Consider the following 16,188-nt stretch of genomic DNA (forward strand, 5'->3'; position numbering starts at 1 on the left):
CGCCGGCCGCGGCGTCCCGTACCGCCACCCACGGCGCCGAGCACGCCGGCACGGCGGCACGGCGGCAGGCGCATCGGTACGGCGCCGAGCACGGCGGCAGGCACACCGGTACGGCGGCAGGCGCATCGGTCCGAGGGCAGGCGCGCCGACGGGTCCGGCACCGGCCTCCGCGGCCGGGGAGCCGTTCACCGGTGCCGGGGCTTCACGGCTTGGCCGTCAGCGCAGTTCCTCCGGCGGGGTCCGGTCGCCGTCCACCTTCTCCACGCGGTCCAGTTCGCCCCAGACGATGTAGCGGTAGCGGCTGGTGTAGAGCGGCGTGCAGGTCGTCAGGGTGATGTACTTCCCGGCCTTCTTCCGGCCGGACTCCTTCGGGACCGGGGCGAGGACCTCGACGTTGAACTTCGAGGTCTCCGGGAGGATGGCGTAGACCTTGTAGACGTACCACTTGTCCTTCGTCTCGAAGACGATCGGGTCGCCCTTCTCGATCTTGTCGATGTTGTGGAACTTCGCGCCGTGGCCGTCCCGGTGGGCGGCCAGCGAGAAGTTGCCGTTCTTCCCCGAGGTCGGCAGCGTCGCCTCGACGGGGTCGGTGTAGTAGCCGGCCACCCCGTCGTTGAGCACCTTCATCGAGGTGCCCTTCTCGACCAGGATCTCGTCCTTGGCCATCGCGGGCACGTGCAGGAAGCCGATGCCGTTCTTGCTGTCGAAGGAGGCGGGGCGCCCGTCGTCGGACTCGTGGGTCCAGTGGTCACGGACCTTGTCGGCCTGCTCGTCCGCCGCGCGGTCGGCGACGACGTTCGTCCACCACAGCGAGTAGACGACGAACAGGCCGAGGACCAGGCCCGCGGTGATGAGGAGTTCGCCGAAGACGCCGACGGCCGCGGCGACCGGGCCGGCGCCGCGGCGGCGTGCCGCGGCCGGCGGTGACCCGGGCGCGCCGGTGTGCTCTTCGTGGTCCGTTTCGGTGGTCGCTGCCACTGGTCTTCCGCCCTTAACTGACGAGCGCATCCGGCTTGCCCTTGCTGCGCGGCCGTTCCTCGACCATCTTGCCCCAGACGATCAACCGGTATTTGCTGGTGAATTCCGGCGTGCACGTCGTCAGCGTGATGTAGCGGCCCGGTGCGGTGAAGCCCGACCCCTTCGGGACCGGGTCGAGAACGCTGATGTTGCTCGGTGACGTCACCGGCAGCATCGAGGCCATCTTGTAGACGAAGTATTTGTTCTGCGTCTCGACGACGATCGCGTCGCCGGGCTGCAGACGGTTGATGTACCGGAACGGCTCGCCATGGGTGTTGCGGTGGCCCGCGAGCCCGAAGTTGCCCGTCTCGGCGTCCGGCATCGCCGTCTTCAGCGCGCCGTCGGCGTAGTGGCCGACCATCCCCCGGTCGAGCACCTTCTCGTTGCTGGTGCCCTCCGCGATCGGCACCACCACGTCCAGCTTCGGGATGTGCAGGAGGGCGAAGCCCTGCCCCGGTTCGAAGGCGCCCGGGTTGCGCCTGCCGCTCTCCCAGTCGTCCTGGAGGCTGCTGGCCGCCTTGTCCGCCTGCGCGTGCGCCCGGACGTTCGTCCACCACAGCTGGTAGGTGACGAACAGCAGCATCAGCACACCGGTCGTGATGAACAGCTCGCCGATCACCCGGCTGGCGACGACGCCCGGGCCGGGCCTGCGCGCCCGCGCCTGCCGGCGGGCCTCCACGCGGGAGAGCGGCGCCTGGGGCCGCCGCGGGCTCTCCTCCCGCCGGGCGGCGCCGCCACGGCGCCCGTGCCGCCGTCTGGCGGCCTTTCTGCGTGCCGCGCGACCGCCCGGCACCGCCGGGGCCGCGGAAGCCGCCGGCGGGGCGGCGGGGCCCGTCTCGCGCGCGGGCGGCGGGCCGGGGACCCGCAGCGCCACCGTCTCGTCGTCGCCGGGCGGCATATACGGCTGCTCGTACGGCTGTTCGTACGCGGCCCCGGCGGGGGCCTGCTGCGTGTACCAGTCCCCGAGCGCGCCGGGCTCCTCGTACGGCTGCTGCCCGTACGAGCTCCCCCGCCGGTCCGCACCGCCCTCGGCAAAGGCCGGGGCTCCGGTGAAGGGCTCCCCGCCGGCCCCTCCGTAGGCGGCGCCGGGCTCGCGCTCGGGGCGCAGCGCGGTCACGCCGTGGCCCTGCCCACCACCGGGGCGAGCCCCGCCGACCTCGCCACCGCGTCCTGGTCGCCGCACTCCGTCAGCCAGTTGGCCAGCATCCGGTGCCCGTGCTCGGTCAGCACCGACTCGGGGTGGAACTGCACGCCTTCGACGGGGAGTCCGCGGTGGCGCAGGCCCATCACGATGCCGTCCGGGGTCCGTGCCGTGACCTCCAGCTCGGCCGGCACGGTCGCCGGCTCGGCGGCCAGGGAGTGGTAGCGGGTCGCGGTGAACGGCGAGGGCAGCCCGGTGAAGACGCCCTTGCCCGCGTGCTCGACCGGCGAGGTCTTGCCGTGCAGCAGCTCCGGCGCGCGGTCCACCACACCGCCGTACGCCACCTGGATCGACTGCATGCCCAGGCACACGCCGAAGACCGGTACGCCGGTCGACGCGCAGTGCCGCACCATGTCGACGCAGACGCCCGCCTCCTCGGGGGTGCCGGGGCCCGGCGACAGCAGTACGCCGTCGAACCCCTCCTGGGCGTGCGCCGTCGACACCTCGTCGTTGCGCAGCACCTCGCACTCGGCGCCCAGCTGGTACAGGTACTGCACCAGGTTGAAGACGAAGCTGTCGTAGTTGTCGACGACGAGAATCCGCGCACTCACTGGTTGTCCACCGTCACATCGTTGAAGGGAAGCAGCGGCTCGGCCCACGGGAAGACGTACTGGAACAGGACGTAGACCACGGCAACGATCAGCAGGAGTGAGATCAGCGCCTTCACCCATGCGTTCCCCGGCAGATGCCGCCAGATCCAGCCGTACATGCCGTCCCTTCCGTCGCACCACGGCACCAGACTCACGCCGTACGCCACCAGACTAGCGGCGGGGAGCCCCCGGTTTCCCGGTCTCCGGCAGCGTCGGACGGCGCCCGGAACGCGGGTACCCCGTCCTGCGCGACGCAGGGTCGATCACCTCGGCGCCCGGCGGAACGGCCCCGCACGGGCCCCCGCCTCCGCCGATCCGGTACCTGGACGCTGCTGCGGGACGCCGGCGCCCGGGCGCCGGTTCGTTCCACGTGAAACCGGGCCGCGTGGAGGCGGAACGGGGCGCGGTCTCACTCCACGGGACGGGCGTAGTGCAGGTCCACCGCGCCCGAGTAGCCGGGGAGGGTCACCGTCCCCTTCTCCTCCACCTCCCAGCCGAGGCCGTAGACGTTGACGTACACCATGTAGTTCTGGATCGCCGGGGACGCGGCGAGCGCCTGCTTCAGCTGCTCCGGGTCGCCGACCGCCGTGATCTTGTACGGGGGTGAGTAGACGCGGCCCTGGAGGATCAGGGTGTTGCCCACGCAGCGCACCGCGCTGGTGGAGATCAGCCGCTGGTCCATGACCTTGATGCCCCGGGCGCCGCCCTGCCAGAGGGCGTTCACCACGGCCTGGAGGTCCTGCTGGTGGATCACCAGGTAGTCCGGCTGCGGCTCGGGGTAGCCGGGGAGCTTGGCGGTGGCGTCCGGCGGGGCGTCGTCGAGCGTCACCGTGATCGCCTCGCCCGTGAGCTTCTGGGTGCCGGCCCGCTTCTCCAGTTCCGCCAGCTTGTCGTCCTCCGCCGCGGTGCTGCCGTCGTCCCGCTCGGCGAGGGACTCGATGTCCTCGCGCAGGGCCGCGTTGGACTCGACCAGCTCGCCGTTCTCGCGGCTGCGCTCCTGGATGAGGTCGGACAGTCTGAGCAGGGAGGCGTCCGTGCGGATGTCGGTGCCCCTGGCGGTGTTGAAACTGGTGAAGAAAATGAGCCCGGCGAGGGCGAAGACGCCCGCGGTGAGCACGCGCACGGGCCGGAAACGGTGCCTGCGGGCAGGGCTGGAAACCGTCCCGGGGGAGTCGGCAGAATTGCTCAACGTACCCTTATCTCCTTCGGCGCCACGGAAGCACTACGCTAACGGACGCCCGGGGGAGCGCTCGGAGTCCCCGTGTACGTCCCTTGTACGCTGCCCCGAGCCCCGACCCAGTTCCCTGCGCGGCCACGCAGCGCATCGACAGGAGAGACCCTCGTGCCGAAGTCACGTATCCGCAAGAAGGCCGACTACACGCCGCCGCCGGCGAAGCAGGCGACCGCCATCAAGCTCGACAGCCGGGCCTGGGTCGCGCCCGTCATGCTGGCCATGTTCCTCATCGGTCTGGCGTGGATCGTCGTCTTCTACGTCACCGACGGCTCGCTGCCCATCGACAAGCTGGGCAACTGGAACATCGTGGTGGGATTCGGATTCATCGCCGCCGGATTCGGCGTTTCCACCCAGTGGAAGTGACGGCCGCCGCGCGGTGACCACGGCTCTGCCCAGGGCTATCCGCTGAGTTATCCACAGCCTTTTTCCACATGGGGAAAAGGAAGACGATCTGTGGATAACTCATCGAACGCAAGCGCCGGACGGAGCGAACCCGCATCCCCCGAAAACCCGTTCGCCCCCTGCCTGACCTGTGGAAACACTAGTCGGTGCCAGGGGGCGCGGTCGTTCCCCCACGGTATGCACAAGATCCGGCACAGGCTGTGGACAACGTCGCGCTCAGGTGAGCTGGAGCGTCCTCAACAGGGTGAGGAGCACGACCACGGCCAGGACCAGCGCACAGGTGCCGTACTGGACGAGAGCGCGCCGCTCACGCGGGGCGTGCACCATGCCGTAGCCGATCACGACACCGGCGACGAGGCCGCCTATGTGAGCCTGCCAGGCGATGTTGCTCCACCCGAAGGTGAAGATCAGATTGATCACCAGCAGGGCGATCACCGGGCGCATGTCGTAGTTGAGCCGGCGCATCAGGACGGCCGTCGCCCCGAAGAGGCCGAAGATGGCGCCGGAGGCGCCGAGCGAGGCCGTGGTGGGCGTGGCCAGCAGATAGGTCAGGGCGCTGCCCGCCAGACCCGAGACCAGGTACAGCGCGAGATAGCGGACGCGGCCGAGGGCCGCTTCGAGGGGACCGCCGAGCCACCAGAGGCTGAGCATGTTGAAGGCGATGTGCCAGACGGCCTCGTGCGTGAACACCGAGGTCACCAGGCGGTACCACTCCCCCTCGGCGACGCCTTCGGTGGGCCCGTACGGCGCCGGGGGCCACCCGCCGATCAGGACCAGGTGGTCCAGCAGGGACGGCCAGGCGTGCACGGCGACGAACACCGCCACGTTGATCCCGAGCAGGATCTTGGTCAGGAGGCGGGGATCGGCGGTGACGGTGCCGCCGGCGAGCGTGCGGGGCCGGGAGGCGCCGGGGGCGTGCCCGGTGCCGCCGCCGCTGCGGACGCAGTCGGGGCACTGGAAGCCGACGGAGGCGTCGACCATGCACTCGGGGCAGATCGGGCGCTCGCACCGGGTGCAGCGGACGCCGGTCTCGCGGTCGGGGTGGCGGTAGCAGACGGGGAGGCTCCGGACGTCCTGCGGGCTGCCGCCTGCTGCCTGGTCCATGAGATCCCCTAAATCGTCGTGGTCGACGCGCAGTCGTCGTGGTCAATGCGCCGCCCCGCCCGTCCATACGGACGAGCGGGGCGATTGGTTCCCACGGCTTCCGGTCTCAGCCCTCGCGGGTCTCGACGACGACCGTCTCGATGACGACGTCCTTGAGCGGCCGGTCGGTGCGCGGGTTGGTCTGGGTGGTGGCGATGGAGTCGACGACCTTCTGGCTGGCCGTGTCGACGACCTCGCCGAAGATCGTGTGCTTGCGGTTCAGCCACGTCGTCGGGGCGACGGTGATGAAGAACTGCGAGCCGTTGGTGCCCGGACCCGCGTTGGCCATGGCCAGCAGGTAGGGCTTGTCGAAGGAGAGCTCCGGGTGGAACTCGTCCTTGAACTGGTAGCCGGGACCGCCGGTGCCGTTGCCCAGCGGGTCACCGCCCTGGATCATGAAGCCGCTGATCACCCGGTGGAAGACCGTGCCGTCGTAGAGCTTCGCCGTGGACTTCTGGCCCGTCGCGGGGTGGGTCCACTCGCGCTCGCCCTTGGCGAGCTCGACAAAGTTCCGGACCGTCTCGGGCGCGTGGTTCGGCAGGAGCCGGACCTCGATGTCGCCGTGGTTGGTCTTCAGGGTGGCGTAGAGCTGCTCAGCCACGATCTGCCTTCCGTTGTCTTCCTGTGCCTCCCCGATCCTCGCACGGACCGGGCCGTACGTCGCCCGGCGGCCGGTTTTCGGGCCGCCGTCGGCGTCTGCCGCTTGCCGGGGTCCGGCCCGGGTACTCCCGCGTTCGGAAGCGCGCGGCGGCGATCCGTGGCATGGTCGATGAAACGATCCTTTTCCCCTGTTCATCCGCCGTTGATCCGCTGCCGACCGCGATCGGCTCCGGATCGGCTCTTGACCGGGATGATTCCGGAGTCGGCTCCCGTGCCCCGGATGCCCGCCCTCACATGCCTGGCGGCGCGTCGGCAGGCATGATCCGTAAAAGGGTGGAAAGTCGAATCACCGTACGCCACCGAGGAGGAGGAACCCGTGACCCGCATCGACAGCGTGCGCGCCGCCACCGGTTCGGCGAAGGAGAGCGTGCTGCACGCCGCGGAAGTGGTGGCGCCCTACGCCGACACGGCCAAGGACAGGGCCGCGCACTACGCGCACGAGGCACGCGTACGGCTGGCGCCCAAGGTGACGCAGGCCGCCGGGCAGGCCCGCGCCCAGTACGGCGTCCATGTGGCGCCGCGGCTGGAGCAGGCCCGTTCCCAGGCTCTCGCCCATGTGCCGCCGAAGATCGACTACGCCGCCCAGGAAGCGGCGCTCCGCACGCGCAAGGTCGCCCGGCAGGCAGCCGAGTACTCCCGGCCGAGGATCGAGCAGGCGGTGGCCGCGGCCGTGCCCGTCAAGGAGGAGGCCGCCGCGCGCGGCGCCGCCGCGCTGGCCGCGCTGCGCGGGCAGGTCTCGGCCAAGGAGATCGAGAAGCTGGTCCGCAAGCACCGGCGGCGGGCGAGGGCTGGCCGTGCCGTGAAGACCCTGGCCGTACTGGGCGTTGTCACGGGCGGTGTCTTCGCCGCCTGGAAGTGGTGGGACAAGCAGGCCAACCCGGACTGGCTGGTCGAGCCGCCCGCGTCGGCGGAGGTTCCCGAGTCCGGCCGGCTGACCTCGGTCGACGGCAGCGGCCAGTCCGGGCTCGACCCCGAGGTCCAGGCCAAGCAGGCCGAGGAGGAGGCAGCCGACCGCGACGAGCGGGGCTGAACCGCCGACGTCCACCGAAGCGAACCGGGCCGCGGGGCGGGGGACTTGCGGTCCCCCGCCGCGCGGTGGCGTCCGGCGGGGCGGGCCGCCTGACGGCGTTTCACGGGACGCCGGGTCACGGTCCGTGTCCGGGGGAGTTCCGCCCCGGCGGGCCGCGCCTCGGGGGCCGGGCGGTCTCCGGCGACCGCGTCCGCTCCCGCGGGGAGGGCACCCCGCTGCTCGCCGTACGCACTCCTCCAGCCGGGCGGCGGCCGTCCCCCGGCCCCGGCGCTCGTCCCCCTCCGGCCGGCCGCACCGGGTACTCCCCCGATGGCGGGAAGCGAGCCGTCCGCCGTTCCCGCTCACCGTCTCCGTCCCCTCCCGGGTCCGCCGCGAGCACCGTCGGACACCGCGGTGCCAGGGGATTCACAGGAGAAAGGCGCCGCCCCGAAGCCCCGCCGCGTGCCAGGACCCCGGCGGGCGCCCGTCGGCGCCGCCTGCTGACACGCCGGCGCGCAAAACGGGGGACGAAAAGACCCCTCCCACCGCGTTCTCGCAGGTCGGAGGGGTCTTACCGAGTGGAGCCTAGGGGAGTCGAACCCCTGACATCTGCCATGCAAAGACAGCGCTCTACCAACTGAGCTAAGGCCCCCGGAAGGGAGGCGTCCGGCCGGAGGAACCGCGACCGGCGGATGCCGCAGACCAGAGTACCGGGTCTCCCCCCGGGTTCCGCAAAAGGATTGGGGGTCCCCGTGGCCGACCACGCTCCGTAAGATGCTCGGCGTGGTTCGCTACAGCGAACCGGGGTATCCGGGGAAGCGATGGGGAGACGCAATGGACGCCGCACAGCAGGAAGCCACCGCGAGAGCGCGGGAACTGCAGCGGAACTGGTACGGGGAGCCGTTGGGGGCGCTCTTCCGTAGGCTCATCGACGATCTTGGTCTCAACCAGGCTCGTCTCGCGGGGGTACTGGGACTGTCGGCGCCGATGCTGTCGCAGCTGATGAGCGGCCAGCGCGCGAAGATCGGCAATCCCGCGGTGGTCCAGCGGGTGCAGCTGCTGCAGGACCTGGCGGCGCAGGTCGCCGACGGCAGCGTCAGCGCCGCCGAGGCCACCGAGCGCATGGAGGAGATCAAGAAGTCGCAGGGGGGCTCGGTCCTCAGCAACACCACGCAGACGACGAGCAGTTCGGGCGCGCCCACGGTCAAGCGGGTGGTCCGGGAGATCCAGTCGCTGCTGCGCTCGGTGGCGGCCGCGGGCGACATCATCGACGCCGCGGACACCCTCGCCCCGACCCACCCCGAACTGGCAGAGTTCCTCCGGGTGTACGGCGCCGGCCGCACCTCCGACGCGGTCGCGCACTACCAGTCCCACCAGAACTGATCCCACGCCCCGGCCGCCGAAGGGGGTTCGGCAGCCCGGCCCGCGCCCGGACGTGACACGAGGGGGCCGTGTCGCCCGGCGGGAAAGGGCGTCGGAGGAAGTCCGCGCCGGAACCGTGCGGGGAAGGAAGACGCGAGGGGGAGTCGTACCGCTCGTCGAGGGGGAGGCACCGGGGGGAACCGCAGGGGGAGGAGCGACGCAGAGCCATGGGTGAGGTCTTCGCCGGCCGGTACGAACTGGTCGACCCGATCGGACGCGGCGGGGTCGGCGCCGTCTGGCGCGCCTGGGACCACCGTCGCCGGCGCTATGTCGCCGCCAAGGTGCTCCAGCAGAGCGACGCGCACTCGCTGCTGCGCTTCGTCCGCGAACAGGCGCTGCGGATCGACCACCCCCATGTGCTCGCGCCCGCCAGCTGGGCCGCCGACGACGACAAGGTCCTGTTCACCATGGACCTGGTCGCCGGCGGTTCGCTGGTCCACCTGGTCGGGGACTACGGCCCGCTGCCACCGGCCTTCGTCTGCACCCTGCTCGACCAGCTCCTGGCCGGGCTGGCCGCGGTGCACGCGGAAGGCGTCGTGCACCGCGACATCAAACCCGCCAACGTCCTGCTGGAAGCCACCGGCACCGGCCGGCCGCGGCTGCGGCTGTCGGACTTCGGCATCGCGATGCGGCTGGGCGAGCCGCGGCTGACCGAGACCAACCTCGTGGTGGGGACGCCCGGGTACATCGCGCCCGAGCAGATGATGGGCGCGGAACCCGACTTCCCCGCGGACCTGTTCGCCGTCGGACTGGTCGCGCTCTACCTGCTGCAGGGCGCCAAGCCGGACACCAAGGCACTCGTCCAGTACTTCGCCGAACACGGGACGCCGGGCGCGCCCCGGGGCGTCCCCGAGCCGCTGTGGCAGGTCGTGGCGACGCTGCTGCAGCCGGATCCCGCGGCGCGGTTCCGCACCGCGACGGGGGCGCGCAAAGCGCTCGCCGCCGCCGTCGAACTCCTGCCGGAGCCCGGCCCCGACGACGAACTGATCGAGATCTTCGACCAACTCGGCCCCCTGCCCCCGGGCTTCGGACCCGACGGGCCGCTCAGGCCCGCGCCGGGCGTGACCGTGGGCGGATCCGGGACGGGAGGTTCCCGGGCGGGGAGCGCCCGGCCGGAGGGCCTTGGGACGGCGGGTTCCGAGGCGGAGGGTTCCGAGGCGGAGGACTCTCCCGCGAGCCGCGAAGGAGGGCCGTCCCGGGCCGGGGCCGAGGAGGGGAGCGGTCCCGCCCGGCAGGGCCGGGACGGCAGGGCCGGTGAGTCCGGCAGGGCCGGGGAACCCGGCGAGTCCGGCGAGTCCGGCAGGGCTGGGGGATCCGGGGAATCCGGTAAATCCGGTGGAACCGGTGGAACCGGTGGATTCGACGGATTCGGCGGAGCCGAGGGGTCCGCCGCCGGTGTCGTACCGGCCGACCCACGCCACGGCTTCGGCCCGCCGCACGGATCCGGCTCCCTCCCGGCGCCGGACGCCGGCCCGTCCGGGCCCGTTCCCGTCCCGCCCCCCGGCGTCCCGGAGCCGGACGCCCCCGCCAGACCGGCCGGCATGTCGGACACCGGCAGCTTCCACCTGCCGCCCCCGCAGGCGACCGGCACCGCCTCCCGCCCACCCGCCGTGCGGCCCCGCCCGGCCCAGCCGCAGCCGCGCCCACAGCCACCGGCGCAAGCGCGGCCGCACCCCCGGCCGTCCCCGGCCCCGGGCGTCTCCCCCGATGCCCACACCCAGGTGCTGTCCTCCCCCCGGCCGCCCACACCGCCGCGCCCCGACCGGCCCCTCACCCCGGCGCCGCACCACCGCGCCGACGCCTCCACCGCCTCGTACACCGCCCAGGCCCCGCAGGTCCCACGGCACCGCGCGGCGCGGCCCCGCCGCCCCGGTCCCCCGGCCAAGGTGGCGGTCCCGCTCCTCCTGCTGGCACTGGCCTGCTACGCCGTGGGGTTCTGGGCCCTGACCCGCATCTGACCCGCGTCCGGTCCGTGCCCGAACCGCGTCCGGTCCGTACCCGACCGCTTCCGATCCCGCCCGAGCCGTCCGGCGGTGAGCCGGGCCTGCCCACCGACCCACCGACCCACCGACCCGTCGGCTCACCGGTTCACCGGCTCAGCGGCCCGAGCGGTCTACGACGGTCCCGCCGCCCTCCGCCGGGCCACCACCGTCCACACCCCGAGCCCCGCCATCAGCACGCTCCCGGCGCCGATCCCGCTCACCGCGACCACCCTCATCGCGAGGCCGCCCCCGGCTCCCCCCTCCGACACCGCCTCCCGGTCCTCCTCGGTGACCTCGAAGACGCCCCGCGGCACGGACTCCCCCGCATACCGGGGACCTTCCTGCGCCGCCCCCTCGACCCGCACGCGCAGCGTCAGCCCGAACGGGCCGTCACCGAACCCGTCGGCCACCTGCTCCGCCAGATGCACGACCAGGTAGTAGGAGCCGGCGAACCGCATCGCGCGGATCTGTTCGGCGGCGGCGTACCGGTTGCGGTACGCGACCGGCGGCCCGGGAGCGAGCGCGATCGCCTGCTGACCGCCGTCGTAACCGGCGCCGACGTCCTGCGCCTGTCCGCGCACGGGGTTGTACAGGGACAGGTCCAGCGCGCCCGTCGCGTACCCGGAGCCGCCGCTGGAACTGCCCAGCTCGGCGGTGGCGTACAGCTGCTGGCCCCAGTCGACCGGCACCTTGTAGAAGAGCGTCCGGCCGGGCTCGATGTCGTCGCGCCAGACGCCCTGTCCCACGGTGGCCGCGTCGGCGAAACCCGCGCCGCCCCGCCGGCGTACGGGCTCGTCCGTGAGGGGTTCCGGCGAGGCGGAATCCCAGACCTCGGGCGCGTCGGTCCCGCCGGCCCGCTCCGGGCGCGGTTCGGTCACGGTGGCGATCTCCAGGTCCCAGGCGTCCGGCGAGGAGGCCTCGGGGTCGACGCGCTCGACGGCGACGTAGTAGGTGCCGGCGTCCTGGCACAGGGACCTGGCGGGGGAGATCTCGCGCATGCCCCAGGCCGCGATCGGGTGCGGGCTGCGCGCGGCCCCGAACGTCGTGGTGTCGAAGGAGCAGGACTGGCTGCCGGCGTCCTGTACGGCGACCCGGATCCCGTCCACGGCGGAGATCGTGCTGCCGGGCCGGGGAACGGCGGTGACGGAGACGTACGCGCTCCGGGCGGCGTCCAGTTCGAGTCGGTAGTAGACCTTGCCGCTCCTGGGCAGGGAACTCCGGTACGTGGCGCCGGGCTCCAGACGCACGGCGTCCGCGGTGCTCCCGGACCCGTCGACGCGCCGGGCGTCCTCGGCGAAGGCGTAGCCGCCGCTCGCCGTCCCGGCCGCGCGGGCGGCCTGCCCCGGCAGGACGGCCGTCGTGCACAGCACCGCGGCCACGACCCCCAGACGCCGCAGGGCCGCGGGGACCCGGGCGACCGCCGGACGGCGCCCCGGCGCACCCCCTCGACTCGCCCCCGCGCACCACCACGCCGTACGCCGCCCCATCACGCGCCCCCTCGTCACCATCCGGAACACCAGCCGGACCACGCACCGAAACACGGATCGAAGAGCGAACCGCGACACGAACCGGAACAGCACCGCATCACGAGCCGCACCGCCGGACCACCCGCCCGGACCGGAGCCGACCGGACCGGAGTGGAGCGGACCGGAGCCGACCGGACCGGAGCGGAGTTGCCCGTCCCAGACCGGAAACATGCCGAACCGGACCGGGAAACCGCCGGGGCGGTCTCGGCGCCGACGACCCGAATCGCGGAACCGTGGCCCATCCTGCCCCGCCACCCCCGGCGCCATCCGCACAACACAAAACCCCGACCGAAACGACGGCCGGGGTCTGCTCAGAATCGGATGTCGATGCTCACGAACCCGTGGTCACGGAGTCAGTCGCCTCCGTCCACAGATCCTGCTCGGCGCGATCCGCCTGGATCTGGCGGTACACGAGGAGCCCGCCGATGGCGGCCAGTGCGACCAGGAGAAGCTTCTTCACCGCGCGACCTCGTCTTTCCTTGACGTAGGGGACCTCTGGCGCCCGACTATACACACCGACCGATATCGATCGGTGATCTGCGTGGCCGCCCAACTCCGGGCGAACGGAGCGCAGTAGGAACGGATGAAACCGTCCCGACCAGAGGGTGATCACGCTCTCACGGACGGTCACTTCGACCGGCAATCACCCGCTTCTTCGACTTTTCGCCCGCCTTGCACCCATCCGAGTGGTGTTCATCCGAAGATCGACGCGCCACGGGCGTCGGTCCCCCACTTCGCAGCCCTCCCGCACATCATGAGGAAGTACGCAAATCGCCCGACCCGAATGAGAACCGAAAGTGAGGGGCCATGGCCCGCAACAAGGTCATGAAGCTGTGGACCGCCGTCGTCACCGCCTTCCTCGCGCTGTGCGCGGCGCTCGGACTCGCCACGACGACCGCCACCGCGGCCGTACCGCAGACCGAGACGACACGCAACAGCGACAGCACGACGCTGACGACCGCACCGGCGATGTCCCCCCGGCCCGCCCTCAGGTCCCTGCCCCCCACGATGAAGCAACGCATCCACGCCGAGGCCCACGGCAAGGCCCCCAGGTGCCGCCACAGCACGCTGACGCACCCGGCCGAAGCCGCCCCTGCCGCCGCGTGCGCCCCGCTCACGCTCCCAGCGCCCCGCACGCCCGCGGTCCCCCTCCAGCGCTGACGGCCCGGCACGCCCCACGCACCGTCCCCCGGCCCGTTCCGGCCCCACCGTCAGCACCGATACCAGCAGCCACCCTCATCCCCTGCCACCCCGTCGTCACGGCGAACTTGCGTACAGCACCGCCCACCACCAGGCCCGGCCGCTCGAAGGAGCCGCCGGGCCTTCCCGTCGTTCACCGCTTGAACGCCTCGGACTCCTCGAACGCCTCGTGCGCTGTTTCCCGGTGCGGGTGCCGGACGCCGGGGCCGGGCTTTCAGGGCACCCCCGGCAGACGCGGCCCACCCGAGCCGGGGCCGCTCCGCGGAAACCCGGGCAGGAGTGCCCGCCGGCTCCTCCGGAGCGGGATGCTGCGGGAACGCCGCTCAGTCCCCCTGGACCCGGATCACGGGAAGATGGGTGATCGGGAAATTCACCGAGCGGGCGATGAAGCACAGGGCGGGCACATCACCGTGCAGCGAGCGCGCCTTCTCCACCATCGACGCGTCGGCGACGGTCACCTCGGGACGCAGGACGACCTCGGTGATCCGGCCCCCTCCGCCGCTGTCGTCCATGGTCATGACGCCGTGGGCGTGGTCCTGGTAGTCGGTGACGGTGACCCCGCCGACAGCGCAGAGGTGGAGGTACCAGAGCATGTGGCACTGGGCGACCGAGGCGACGAGCAACTCCTCGGGGTTCCACCGCGCGGGATCGCCGCGGAACGCCGGATCCGAGGAAGCCGCGATCCCGGCCTTGCCGACCGCCGACACCTCGTGATTCCGACTGAAGGACCGGTAACTGTCCGTGCCCGATCCGAGGTTGCCCGTCCACTCGACCGTGACGTCGTAGGTATGCGTTGCCGTCATGGAGCCAGAGCTTAGGCAGCGCCGGAGCGGTGCGGCGGCGCATGGCGTGAAACCGGTGCCGCCCCGCCGACGCCACAAAGGCCCCACCCCTCCCGGCCCGTCCCGGATCCCGCCCCGCCCGCCGCCGTCCCCCACCGTGGAGCGGACGCGCTCCCCGGCGCCCAGGCCGAACAGTCATCCGGCGGAACCCCGACGGCCGATGTCCCCCGGGAACGCGAAGACCCCCAACCATGATCGGCTGGGGGTCTTCGTGCTGGTGGGGCTAACAGGATTTGAACCTGTGGCCTCATCCTTATCAGGTCGATCATGGGACCCTGTCGCCCCTGGCTCTCGGTTGTTCGGCGGCCTTCTGCCGGTCGTCCTGGTGCGCCTCGATGCGGCGGTGTACGGGGCTGTTGGTGTCATCCACTGGTGTCAGACACCAGTGGGCCGCTTGACAACTACCGCTTGGGCGGCTCGGTGACGGATGCCTCGATGTCGGGTTGCGTGTACGCCAACCCCTCCTTGCGCAGCTCCGTCAACTGCAGTAGCCCTGCCGCCGACGCTAAGGGCTCTCAGAGCGACAGAAGGAACAGACCCACCGCCAAGCTCACCAAACCGACGACGGGATATATCTTCAGGTTTCTACTTCTTTGCGAATCAACATGGTTGAAAAAGTCCACAAATGCACCGAAAGCGCAAAACATGGCGATCCCGACAAACGGTACTGCCATGAAGAAATACCAGACATCCATGCTTCCCCCACTCCTCCGCTTGCGGCGGAAGATTACAGGCGCGGCGTCGCTCCTACAGCTCAGCCCACCACTCGCCCCAGCTCCCATCCCGTCCGCCGTCGACCCACACACCGTGGAGCGGGCGTGGTTCCTGGCGTCCAGGTGGAGCGCGCCACTGTACGAACGACCTGGACGCCAGGGGCCGCGTCTGCTCGGCTCTGCCTGAGTCGACGGTGGACGGGATGGGAGCTCCCCGCGCACGCCACCTACGGGCCCGCAGTCGGCGATGGCGCCCCCTCCATCCCGGTGCCGGCCGATCCCCCGCCGGAGGCATCGCCTTGACCGTCACCGCGCTATGCGGGCTCTAGTCTCGGGCCGTTGCTTTGCTGCGGCCCCATGGGCCGGCCCCGGCGCCGAAGGCGCAGAGGGGCCGAGCCCAAGGGGCCAGCCCGCGCCTCGCGCGGGCCCTTGATGAAGTAGAGAAACTTGTAACAGCTCAGCTGCTCAGGCGGTACTCCAGGACGTACGAACCGGCGTCCAGGAGCATCTGGTTGACCTCGACGGGGCGCTCGTCCTCGGTGAAGGCGGTGCGGCAGATCTCCAGGATGGGTGTGCCCGTGGCGAGGTCGAGGGCGGCGCGCTCCTCCTCGCTCGGCATCCGGGCCCGCAGTTCCTCGGCGAAGTGCACCGGTTCGGCTCCCAGTTCGGCCAGGCGGGCGTAACTGCCTCCGGGGCCGGTGTTCGGCTGGGCGATCGCGGTGTCCCGTACGAGGTCGGCCGGGAGGTAGGACGTGGCGATCCGTACCGGGCGGTCCTCGACGACGAACTTCCGGCTGCGCACGATGACGGGTACCCCGGGCTCGAGGTTCAGCAGGCGCCCGATCTGGTGCGGGGCCTCGGCCTCGTAGACCTGGACGTCGGTCACCAGCGGCCGCTGGTCGACGTCGGCCGACCAGATGGACCGGCCGGCGTTCCAGCGCGACTTGGAGAGACGGTCGTTGGCCACCCGGCGGATCGGCCTGAACTCCCGCACGTAGGTTCCAGAACCGGGCCGCGCGACCGCCAGCCCCTCGCTCACGAGGATCTTCAACGCCTGGTTGGCGGTCATCTTGGCGACGCCGTACGTCTTCACCAACGAGGGTTCACCGGGCAACCGATCGCCCGGCAGCAGTTCACCGGACTCGATCCGCGCCCGGAGATCGTCGGCGATCTGCCGCGCAGTCTCGGGCATTGTCTCTCCACTCCTCGATGCTCCCTAGGGTGGTCAGCCTACCTGCCGCCCTTTC

The 16,188-nt window shown here is 71.7% G+C and carries 17 protein-coding genes and 1 tRNA gene; 5 read left to right on the top strand and 13 right to left on the bottom strand.

Annotated features, from left to right (window positions below; translation table 11 throughout):
• Nucleotides 1-216: 216 nt before the first annotated feature.
• The 5 genes from ABD363_RS06635 to ABD363_RS06655 all read right to left on the bottom strand — a co-directional run bounded on the left by ABD363_RS06635 (nt 217) and on the right by ABD363_RS06655 (nt 3,997).
• Complete coding sequence (locus ABD363_RS06635; protein ID WP_344600578.1) at nt 217-978, bottom strand: class E sortase; 762 nt, start codon at nt 976-978, stop codon at nt 217-219.
• Between the two features lie 13 nt (nt 979-991).
• Nucleotides 992-2,134 (bottom strand): class E sortase, encoded by a 1,143-nt coding sequence (locus tag ABD363_RS06640; protein ID WP_344600580.1) that lies wholly within the window; start codon nt 2,132-2,134, stop codon nt 992-994.
• Complete coding sequence (locus ABD363_RS06645) at nt 2,131-2,769, bottom strand: aminodeoxychorismate/anthranilate synthase component II (RefSeq protein WP_344600582.1); 639 nt, start codon at nt 2,767-2,769, stop codon at nt 2,131-2,133. Before ABD363_RS06645 ends, ABD363_RS06640 begins: the two co-directional genes overlap by 4 nt.
• Nucleotides 2,766-2,963 (bottom strand): hypothetical protein, encoded by a 198-nt coding sequence (locus ABD363_RS06650; protein ID WP_344600584.1) that lies wholly within the window; start codon nt 2,961-2,963, stop codon nt 2,766-2,768. Before ABD363_RS06650 ends, ABD363_RS06645 begins: the two co-directional genes overlap by 4 nt.
• 254 nt (nt 2,964-3,217) lie before the next feature.
• On the bottom strand, nt 3,218-3,997 hold the full coding sequence (locus tag ABD363_RS06655; RefSeq protein ID WP_344600586.1) for a DUF881 domain-containing protein: 780 nt from the start codon (nt 3,995-3,997) through the stop codon (nt 3,218-3,220).
• Between the two features lie 153 nt (nt 3,998-4,150).
• Between ABD363_RS06655 and crgA the strand changes: the two genes are divergently transcribed.
• Complete coding sequence (gene crgA / locus ABD363_RS06660; protein WP_344600588.1) at nt 4,151-4,405, top strand: cell division protein CrgA; 255 nt, start codon at nt 4,151-4,153, stop codon at nt 4,403-4,405.
• Between the two features lie 255 nt (nt 4,406-4,660).
• Here the strand turns inward: crgA and ABD363_RS06665 are convergent, their stop codons facing one another.
• A complete protein-coding gene (locus ABD363_RS06665) occupies nt 4,661-5,548 on the bottom strand; it encodes a rhomboid family intramembrane serine protease (protein ID WP_344600590.1) in 888 nt (295 codons plus the stop codon).
• A 106-nt stretch (nt 5,549-5,654) separates the two neighbouring features.
• Complete coding sequence (locus ABD363_RS06670) at nt 5,655-6,188, bottom strand: peptidylprolyl isomerase (protein WP_344600592.1); 534 nt, start codon at nt 6,186-6,188, stop codon at nt 5,655-5,657.
• A gap of 375 nt (nt 6,189-6,563) precedes the next feature.
• Between ABD363_RS06670 and ABD363_RS06675 the strand changes: the two genes are divergently transcribed.
• A complete protein-coding gene (locus ABD363_RS06675) occupies nt 6,564-7,277 on the top strand; it encodes a DUF5324 family protein (protein WP_344600594.1) in 714 nt (237 codons plus the stop codon).
• A 558-nt stretch (nt 7,278-7,835) separates the two neighbouring features.
• On the opposite strand, the gene ABD363_RS06680 is transcribed toward ABD363_RS06675, so the two are convergent.
• Nucleotides 7,836-7,908: transfer RNA gene (locus ABD363_RS06680), tRNA-Ala, on the bottom strand.
• Nucleotides 7,909-8,090: 182 nt separating this feature from the next.
• Here ABD363_RS06680 and ABD363_RS06685 point away from each other — a divergent pair.
• Together ABD363_RS06685 and ABD363_RS06690 are read left to right on the top strand one after the other, a co-directional pair.
• Complete coding sequence (locus ABD363_RS06685) at nt 8,091-8,639, top strand: helix-turn-helix domain-containing protein (protein WP_344600595.1); 549 nt, start codon at nt 8,091-8,093, stop codon at nt 8,637-8,639.
• A 206-nt stretch (nt 8,640-8,845) separates the two neighbouring features.
• Nucleotides 8,846-10,636, top strand: a complete 1,791-nt coding sequence (locus ABD363_RS06690) for a serine/threonine-protein kinase (RefSeq protein WP_344600596.1) — start codon at nt 8,846-8,848, stop codon at nt 10,634-10,636.
• A gap of 155 nt (nt 10,637-10,791) precedes the next feature.
• Here the strand turns inward: ABD363_RS06690 and ABD363_RS06695 are convergent, their stop codons facing one another.
• A complete protein-coding gene (locus ABD363_RS06695; RefSeq protein ID WP_344600597.1) occupies nt 10,792-12,147 on the bottom strand; it encodes a hypothetical protein in 1,356 nt (451 codons plus the stop codon).
• Nucleotides 12,148-12,517: 370 nt separating this feature from the next.
• Nucleotides 12,518-12,646 carry a DLW-39 family protein gene (locus tag ABD363_RS06700; protein ID WP_217649982.1) on the bottom strand — a complete coding sequence of 43 codons (129 nt, stop codon included), beginning with the start codon at nt 12,644-12,646 and terminating at the stop codon, nt 12,518-12,520.
• 347 nt (nt 12,647-12,993) lie between these two features.
• On the opposite strand from ABD363_RS06700, the gene ABD363_RS06705 reads away from it, so the two are divergent.
• Nucleotides 12,994-13,347 carry a DUF6344 domain-containing protein gene (locus tag ABD363_RS06705; RefSeq protein WP_344600599.1) on the top strand — a complete coding sequence of 118 codons (354 nt, stop codon included), beginning with the start codon at nt 12,994-12,996 and terminating at the stop codon, nt 13,345-13,347.
• Nucleotides 13,348-13,709: 362 nt separating this feature from the next.
• On the opposite strand, the gene ABD363_RS06710 is transcribed toward ABD363_RS06705, so the two are convergent.
• The 3 genes from ABD363_RS06710 to ABD363_RS06720 form a co-directional block, all read right to left on the bottom strand.
• Nucleotides 13,710-14,189 (bottom strand): OsmC family protein, encoded by a 480-nt coding sequence (locus ABD363_RS06710; protein WP_344600601.1) that lies wholly within the window; start codon nt 14,187-14,189, stop codon nt 13,710-13,712.
• 554 nt (nt 14,190-14,743) lie between these two features.
• Nucleotides 14,744-14,923 carry a hypothetical protein gene (locus ABD363_RS06715; RefSeq protein ID WP_344600603.1) on the bottom strand — a complete coding sequence of 60 codons (180 nt, stop codon included), beginning with the start codon at nt 14,921-14,923 and terminating at the stop codon, nt 14,744-14,746.
• A 475-nt stretch (nt 14,924-15,398) separates the two neighbouring features.
• Entirely contained in the window at nt 15,399-16,133 is a 735-nt protein-coding gene (locus ABD363_RS06720) for a GntR family transcriptional regulator (RefSeq protein ID WP_344600605.1), read from the bottom strand.
• Between the last annotated feature and the right edge of the window lie 55 nt (nt 16,134-16,188).

It is taken from the genome of Streptomyces glaucus, from assembly GCF_039533365.1.
In the GTDB taxonomy this organism is placed as follows: Bacteria; Actinomycetota; Actinomycetes; order Streptomycetales; family Streptomycetaceae; genus Streptomyces; species Streptomyces glaucus.